Source organism: Mesorhizobium sp. M5C.F.Ca.IN.020.29.1.1, assembly GCF_003997375.1.
GTDB lineage: Bacteria > Pseudomonadota > Alphaproteobacteria > Rhizobiales > Rhizobiaceae > Mesorhizobium > Mesorhizobium wenxiniae.
On the sequence record NZ_RZSW01001194.1, the window covers coordinates 1 to 440 of the forward strand.

The window sequence follows — 440 nt, forward strand, 5'->3', positions numbered from 1 at the left end:
TCACAGGTCAATGAATTCCAGTTGGTGGGCGGCAGCTCCAAAAATCTGCGCTCTGTCCAGCGGGGATCAGGCTGTCGCGAAACAGCGGGATCACATTTGCCATCTACCTGGCTTCCTTCGGAACAGATGGCCTTGTCGGGGATTAAGGCCATTCGAACCCACAAGGACCCAAAGCAATGGACCACACCAATCATGTCCGCCTAACTGAGGCGGAACTCACACCCGATATCCTCGAGGATGCCACGATCTACGGCCCCGATGATGAGAACATCGGATCGGTCTCACGTGTCGACGGCACCGGGAGTACCGCCACAGTCATTATCGACGTCGGCGGCTTCCTCGGTATTGGCGCGAAGTCAGTAGCGGTTCCTGCCAGCCAATTAGAGTTTATGCGGGACGAAGACGGCGATGTTCACGCCGTCACCACATGGACGGAGGAC

2 protein-coding genes are annotated in these 440 nt (G+C 57.0%); both read left to right on the forward strand.

Translation table 11 applies throughout. The features are described from left to right. The coding region (locus EOA85_RS38470) for a hypothetical protein (RefSeq protein ID WP_206523521.1) at positions 1-204 on the forward strand (204 nt) is incomplete at its 5' end. Continuing rightward, positions 177-440 (forward strand): PRC-barrel domain-containing protein (locus EOA85_RS37000; RefSeq protein WP_127212847.1); only part of this gene is annotated, 264 nt, incomplete at its 3' end. The genes EOA85_RS38470 and EOA85_RS37000, both read left to right, overlap by 28 nt.